This is a genomic window from Isoptericola sp. NPDC057559, assembly GCF_042801555.1.
Classification (GTDB): Bacteria; Actinomycetota; Actinomycetes; order Actinomycetales; family Cellulomonadaceae; genus Isoptericola.
On the sequence record NZ_JBHVFQ010000036.1, the window covers coordinates 24,456 to 31,057 of the forward strand.

The 6,602-nt window shown below is 76.6% G+C and carries 7 protein-coding genes and 1 riboswitch; all 7 genes read right to left on the minus strand.

What is annotated here, in order from left to right; translation table 11 throughout:
* Positions 1-44: 44 nt before the first annotated feature.
* Positions 45-572, minus strand: a complete 528-nt coding sequence (gene ribH, locus ACFU5J_RS20305; protein ID WP_430579927.1) for a 6,7-dimethyl-8-ribityllumazine synthase — start codon at positions 570-572, stop codon at positions 45-47.
* Positions 569-1,912, minus strand: a complete 1,344-nt coding sequence (locus tag ACFU5J_RS20310) for a bifunctional 3,4-dihydroxy-2-butanone-4-phosphate synthase/GTP cyclohydrolase II (protein ID WP_430579928.1) — start codon at positions 1,910-1,912, stop codon at positions 569-571. Before ACFU5J_RS20310 ends, ribH begins: the two co-directional genes overlap by 4 nt.
* Entirely contained in the window at positions 1,909-2,556 is a 648-nt protein-coding gene (locus ACFU5J_RS20315; RefSeq protein ID WP_430579929.1) for a riboflavin synthase, read from the minus strand. The genes ACFU5J_RS20310 and ACFU5J_RS20315 overlap by 4 nt, the downstream gene beginning before the upstream one ends.
* Positions 2,557-2,559: 3 nt before the next feature.
* Positions 2,560-3,669: a bifunctional diaminohydroxyphosphoribosylaminopyrimidine deaminase/5-amino-6-(5-phosphoribosylamino)uracil reductase RibD gene (ribD, locus tag ACFU5J_RS20320; protein WP_430579930.1), complete on the minus strand. Its 1,110-nt coding sequence runs from the start codon at positions 3,667-3,669 to the stop codon at positions 2,560-2,562.
* A gap of 141 nt (positions 3,670-3,810) precedes the next feature.
* Positions 3,811-3,940: riboswitch (FMN riboswitch) on the minus strand.
* An 85-nt stretch (positions 3,941-4,025) separates the two neighbouring features.
* Positions 4,026-4,466, minus strand: coding sequence for a hypothetical protein (locus ACFU5J_RS20325; protein ID WP_430575567.1), 441 nt, complete (start codon positions 4,464-4,466; stop codon positions 4,026-4,028).
* Between the two features lie 50 nt (positions 4,467-4,516).
* Complete coding sequence (locus tag ACFU5J_RS20330; protein ID WP_430579931.1) at positions 4,517-5,572, minus strand: hypothetical protein; 1,056 nt, start codon at positions 5,570-5,572, stop codon at positions 4,517-4,519.
* Between the two features lie 41 nt (positions 5,573-5,613).
* Positions 5,614-6,602: ribosome biogenesis GTPase Der (der, locus tag ACFU5J_RS20335; RefSeq protein ID WP_430579932.1), on the minus strand; the 989-nt coding region annotated here is incomplete at its 5' end.

Consider the following 6,602-nt stretch of genomic DNA (forward strand, 5'->3'; position numbering starts at 1 on the left):
AGCACGGTGACACTGCGTGCCACCCCGGAGGGCCGACCGAAATACTACCCCAGGTCGGAGGCTGCTCCTGCATCGACGCGGGCACCTGCGAGACGGGCGTCGCGGACCTCGCCGAGCACGCGGGCGGTGGCGAGCGCGGCGGCGGCGGCCTCGTACCCCTTGTCCTCGTGGGAGCCCTCCAGCCCGGCGCGGTCGAGGGCCTGCTGCTCGTCGTCGCACGTCAGGAGGCCGAAGCCCACGGGGACCGTGTGGTCGAGGGCCACGCGGTTGAGCCCGTCGGTCGCGGCGGCGCACACGTAGTCGAAGTGCGGGGTGCCGCCGCGGATGACGACGCCCAGGGCGACGACGGCGTCGTACCCGGCGGCCGCGAGCGCCTGCGCGGCGACGGGCAGCTCGAACGACCCGGGCACGCGCACCACGCGGGGGTCGGCGACGCGGTGGTCGGCGCACGCGCGCAGGGCGCCGTCGAGCAGACCGTCCATGACGGTGGTGTGCCAGCTCGCGGCGACGACGGCGACGCGCAGGTCGGAGCAGTCGACGGGCGCGACGGCGGGGGCGCCGGCGCCGCTCATCGGGTGGCCCCGGCGGCGAGCGGGGCGGGGGTGGTGGTGCGGTGCATCGGGGTTCCTCCGGTGTCGTGCGTGGTGTCGGGAGCGTGCTCGGTCAGGTGGGGCAGGTCGTGGCCCATGCGGTCGCGCTTGGTGCGCAGGTAGCCGAGGGTGCGCGGGTGGGCGGGCAGCGCGAGCGGGAGGCGATCGACGACGTCCGCTCCCCCGGCGACGAGGCCGTCGACCTTGGCGGGGTTGTTGGTGAGCAGCCGCACGCGGGGCACGCCGAGGTCGCGCAGCACGTGCGCGGCGGCGGTGTAGTCGCGGGCGTCGGCGGGCAGCCCCTGGTCGAGGTTGGCGTCCACGGTGTCTCGCCCGGCGTCCTGGAGGGCGTAGGCGGCGAGCTTGGCGGCGAGGCCGATCCCGCGTCCCTCGTGCCCGCGCAGGTAGACGACGACGCCGCGCCCGGCCGCGACGACCCGGCGCAGCGACTCGTCGAGCTGCGGCCCGCAGTCGCAGCGCAGGCTGCCGAACGCGTCGCCGGTGAGGCACTCGGAGTGCACCCGGGCCAGGACGGGCCCGGCGGCGGGGTCGGCGAGGGCGTCGAGCGGCCCGGCCACGAGCGCCACGTGCTCGTCCCCGGTGCGCGTGTCCCGGTAGGCGACGCCGGTGAGCTCGCCGTGCCGGGTGGGCAGCGTGGTGACGGCGACCCGCTCGACGAGCACCTCCGTCGCCCGCCGGTAGGCGACGAGGTCGGCCACGCTGATGAGGGTGAGCCCGTGCTCGGCGGCGAACTCGGTCAGCGCGGGCAGCCGCATCATCGTGCCGTCGTCGTGCACCAGCTCGGCGAGGACGCCGGCGTCGCCCCGGCCGGCGAGGCGGGCGAGGTCGACGGCGGCCTCGGTGTGCCCGCGCCGCTCGAGCACGCCACCGGGGCGGGCGCGCAGGGGCAGCACGTGCCCGGGCCGGGTGAGGTCGGCGGGCGCGGCCCCCCGGTCGGCGAGCAGGCGGGCGGTGCGGGCGCGGTCGGCGCCGGAGATCCCGGTGGTGACGCCGGCGGCGGCGTCGACGGTCACGGTGTACGCGGTGCGGAAGGCGTCCTGGTTCGCCTCGACCATGAGCGGCAGGCCGAGCCGGTCGAGCTGCTCCCCCGCCACGCCCACGCACACGAGCCCGCTGGTGTGCCGCACCAGGAAGCCCATGAGCTCGGGGGTGGCGGCGTCGGCGGCGAGGATGAGGTCGCCCTCGTTCTCGCGGTCGGCGTCGTCGGCCACGACGACGGGGCGGCCGGCGGCGACGTCGACGATCGCCCGCGCGACGCGCTCGGTCGCCCCCTCGACCTCGCGGAGCGTCGCGGCGGTCATCGAACCGCCCCCGCCGCGACGGCGCCGGACGGTCCGAGCGCCACGCCGGACGCCAGGTGTCGCTCGACGTACTTGCTCAGCACGTCGACCTCGAGGTTGACCTGCTCCCCGACACCACGGAGACCGAGGGTGGTGCGCGCCCGGGTCTCGGGGATGAGGCTCACCGTGAAGGACGCGTCGCCCGCGGCCACGACGGTGAGGCTGACGCCGTCGACGGCGATCGACCCCTGCGCCACGACGTACCGGGCCAGGTCGGCCGGCAGCGCGACCTCGACGACCTCCCACTGCGTGCCCGGCGTGCGGGCCAGCACGGTGCCGACGCCGTCGACGTGGCCCTGCACGACGTGCCCGCCGAACCGCCCGTCCGCCGCGAGCGCCCGCTCGAGGTTGACGCGGTCGCCGGGGCGGCGCGCGCCGAGGCCGGTGCGCCGCAGGGTCTCCGCCATGAGGTCGGCGGTCCAGGTGGCGCGGCCGTCGTGCGCACCGGTCTCCGCGACGGTCAGGCAGCAGCCGTCGACGGCGATCGAGTCGCCCAGCCGGCCGCCGTCGAGCACCCTCTCGGCCGCGACGGTGAGGCGGGCGCCGTCCGCGTGCTCGCGCACGGCGACGACGGTGCCGAGCTCCTCCACGATGCCGGTGAACATGGCTCAGCGCTCCTTCCGCGGCCGCATGACGAGCCGCACGGTGGGGGTGTCGGTGGGGTCGGCCGGGTCCTGGGGCAGGACGGCCACGTCGAGCAGGTCGAGGCGGGCGGCGTCGGCGATGGTGCCGATCCCGAGGTCGGCGACGGCGGGGGCGCCGACGCCGAGCAGCACCGGCGCGACGTACGCGACGACGTCGTCGACCAGGCCGGCGCGCCAGAACGCCGCCGCGAGGGCGGGGCCGCCCTCGAGGAGGACGTGCCGGTGCTCGCGGTACCAGAGCAGGTCCAGCACCTCGTGCGGGTCGTGGGTGCGCAGGTGCATCACGGGCTCCCCCGCGGCCGCGGCGCGCGCCAGGCGGGAGGTGGCCGGCAGCTCCCGCAGCCCGACGACGACACGCTCGGGCTGCGGGCCGGGCACGTGCCGCACCGTGAGGTCGGGGTCGTCGGCGAGGGCGGTGCCGGTTCCGACGACGACCGCGTCCGCGGAGGCCCGCAGGCGGTGCACGTCGTGGCGGGCCGCGCGGCCGGAGATCCAGCGGGACGTGCCGTCCGCGGCGGCGGCGCGCCCGTCGAGGGTGGTCGCCACCTTCCACGTGACGACGGGGCGGCCGAGCTCGAGCGCGTGGGTCCACGTGGCGTTGAGCGCGCGGGCCTCGTCGGCGAGCACGGCCCCGACGACGTCGACGCCCGCGGAGCGCAGCCGGGCGGCGCCGCCCGAGGCGGCCGGGTTCGGGTCGTGGTCGCCGTGCACGACGCGCGCGACGCCGGCGTCGAGCAGCGCGTCCACGCAGGGGCCGGTGCGGCCGTGGTGGTTGCAGGGCTCGAGCGTGACGACGGCGGTCGCTCCGCGGGCGGCGGTGGGTCCGAGGCGCTCCACGGCGGCGCGCAGGGCCTCGACCTCGGCGTGCGGCGTGCCCGCCCCGTGGTGGTAGCCCTCGGCGATCGCCGTGCCGTCGGCGGCCAGGAGCACGCACCCCACGCGAGGGTTGGGCCCCCGGGCGGGGATCTGCGCGGCGAGCTCCAGCGCCCGGCGCATCGCGGCACGCTCGGCGTCGGTGGCGTCGCCCCCGCCGGCGCCCGTCGCCGGGAACCGGCCGGGCTGCGGCTGCTCCATGTGTCCTGCCCCTGTCGTCCGGTCGCGGACCCCGGGGTGCAGGAAGGCGGGGTCGGACGTGCTCGAGCCGGCCGGTCGCGTGCCGCCACGACGGGTGGCGCGGGCCCTCGAGGGGCCTGGGACGGACCGGACGGGGAGCCGTCGCGTGCGCTTCCCATCCGGACTTTGACCGTCGGTCCAGGAGTTCCACCTGGTCAACCGGTCACAGGCTGTGACCGGGTCGCGGACTTTCACCGCCGGCTCGGAATTTCACCGACCCCAGAGCACGCGAGCAATTCGCTCGTCACCGCTGACCGTGCCACGCCGCGTCGGCTCCTGGCAAGCCCGGGTGGCGCACGTCTCACCCCGGCCCGGCGTCAGTCCCAAACGAGGGACAGCACGCGGTGCCCGGCCGGGACGTCGGGCACGTCGGTGAACCAGGGCGCGGGGTAGACGTACCCCTCGACGACGCCGTCGGCCTGGAGCTCGTCCGCCCCGACGAGGTCCTCGACCTCCTCGGTGACGAGCGTCGTGCAGACGGCGACGGCCTCGGCGACGATCCAGTCGCCGTCGTCCTCGACGGACTCCTCGTGCAGCTCGACGCGCACCCAGGCGACCCCCTCCCAGGCGGCGAGCCGCTCCAGGCGCCGCCGGATCTCGGCGAGCGGCGGGCGCCCGTCGCCCCACTGGTTCGGCGCGAGCGACTCCTCGTCGTCGTTGCCGTCGAAGAACTCGGCGAGCGTCAGCAGCGGGATCCGACGGTCGTCGCCGCCGTCGGCGGCCCCGGAGCGCCGGTCCAGCTCGTCGCGGGTGATCACGCCATCGACACTAGGCCCGGCGGCACCCGCACGCGACGGTCCCGGGGCCATCAGGCCTGGCGGTCGGGCGCAGGCCGGCGGGCCGTGCGGCGGTCGTCGTCGCGGCCGAGGGCGACGCCGAGGGCGGCGAGGACCAGCAGGTCCACCACGAGCCCGGCGACCGCCGCCCACTGCACGGCACGGAACGCCAGCAGCTGCGTGACGAGGAGGCTGACGAGCACGCCGCGCCGCACCCACACGGCACCGGCGCGGTGGTCGCGCGGGCCCACCGTCATCCCCCGCACCACGCAGGCGACGGTCGCCGCGACGGCCACGAGGATGCCCGCGCCGACCCAGGCCGGCACGTCGACGCCGCCGACCAGGACGCGCAGCCCCACGACCAGCGACGCGGTCGCGGTGCCCAGCACGGCGACGACGACCACCGCCGCGGCCCACCGGTGCTCCATCGCCTCGGCGAACCACGCGGACGCGCGCCGCACGAGGGCGCGCACCGGGTCGGGGACGGCGACGTCGTCGGGGGGCACGGCCTCCACCAGCGCCGCGACCTCGTCGGCGCCGGGCTCCCCGCGGCCACGCGCCACGAGGGCGCGGGCCTCGTCGCGCTCCGCGTCGGTGAACCCGCCGGCCACCCCGGCGACAGCGCGGTCGGTCGCCACCGCGAGGTACTCCGCGGGGTGGTGCGCGCGACGGCCGTGCAGCGCCTCGACGAGGAGCACCAGCACCACGACGACCGCGTAGATGAGGGCCGCCGTCGGCGCGTAGAAGTAGTCGTTGTCGGAGGTGACGAACTTGCCGATCTCGTCGACGAACAGCCCGAAGCCGATCCCGCCGAGCACCGCGCCCACCGAACGCAGGGCCGGGCCCACCCACGAGAGCAGCACCACCACCGCGAGCGCCATGCCGAGCCCGCCCCACAGGACGTGCGCCACGTGCAGCCCGCCGCCGCCCACCTGCGGGTACCCGGAGGCGGCGAGCAGGAACCGGGTCACCAGCACGGTGGCCACGGTGACGACGAGGAACGTCACCAGGTGCCGCACGGCGGAGGTGTCGCGCGCCGCGCCGAGGCGCAGCAGGCGACCCCGGCGGGCGAGCGGGGCGGCGCTCATCGCAGGCTCATCGGCGGCTCATGGGCGGCTCGTCCGCGCCGTCAGCGACGCCGCTTCTCCCGCACCCGCACGCTGATCTCGATGGGCGAGCCCTCGAACCCGAACGTCTCGCGCAGGCGGCGCTCGATGAACCGGCGGTACCCGGCCTCGAGGAACCCGGTCGCGAAGATGACGAACCGCGGCGGCCGGGTCGAGGCCTGCGTGCCGAACAGGATGCGCGGCTGCCGGCCCCCGCGCAGCGGGTGCGGGTGGGCGGCGACGAGCTCGCCGAGGAAGGCGTTGAGGCGGCCGGTCGGGATGCGGGTGTCCCACGACTCCAGCGACGTCTCGAGCGCGCGCGTGAGCCGGTCCGTGTGCCAGCCGGTGCGGGCCGAGACGTTGACGCGCGGCGCCCACTGCACCTGCACCAGGTCCTTCTCGATCTCGCGCTCGAGGTACGGGCGACGGTCGTCGTCCATGAGGTCCCACTTGTTGTACGCGATGACGAGCGCGCGGCCGGCGTCGACGGCCTGCGAGATGACCCGCGTGTCCTGCTCCGTCATCGGCTCCGACGCGTCGACCAGCACCACGGCGACCTCGGCCTTCTCGATCGCCGCCTGCGTGCGCAGGGAGGCGTAGAAGTCCGCGCCGCGCGTCTGGTGCACGCGGCGGCGGATCCCGGCCGTGTCGACGAACCAGTACGGCACGCCCTTGATCTCGACGAGCTCGTCGACGGGGTCGCGGGTGGTGCCGGCGATCTCGTCGACGACCACGCGCTCGGCGCCCGCGATCTTGTTCAGCAGCGACGACTTGCCGACGTTCGGGCGGCCGACGAGCGCCACGCGGCGCGGCCCGGCCGGCCGCAGCTCGCCGTGCTCGGAGACCTCGGGCAGCACCTTCATGGCCGCGTCGAGCAGGTCGCCGGTGCCGCGCCCGTGCAAGGCGGAGACGGGGTGCGGCTCGCCCAGCCCGAGCGCCCACAGGTAGGTGGCGTCCGCCTCGCCGGAGGGGCCGTCCACCTTGTTCGCGCACAGGATCACGGGCTTGCCGG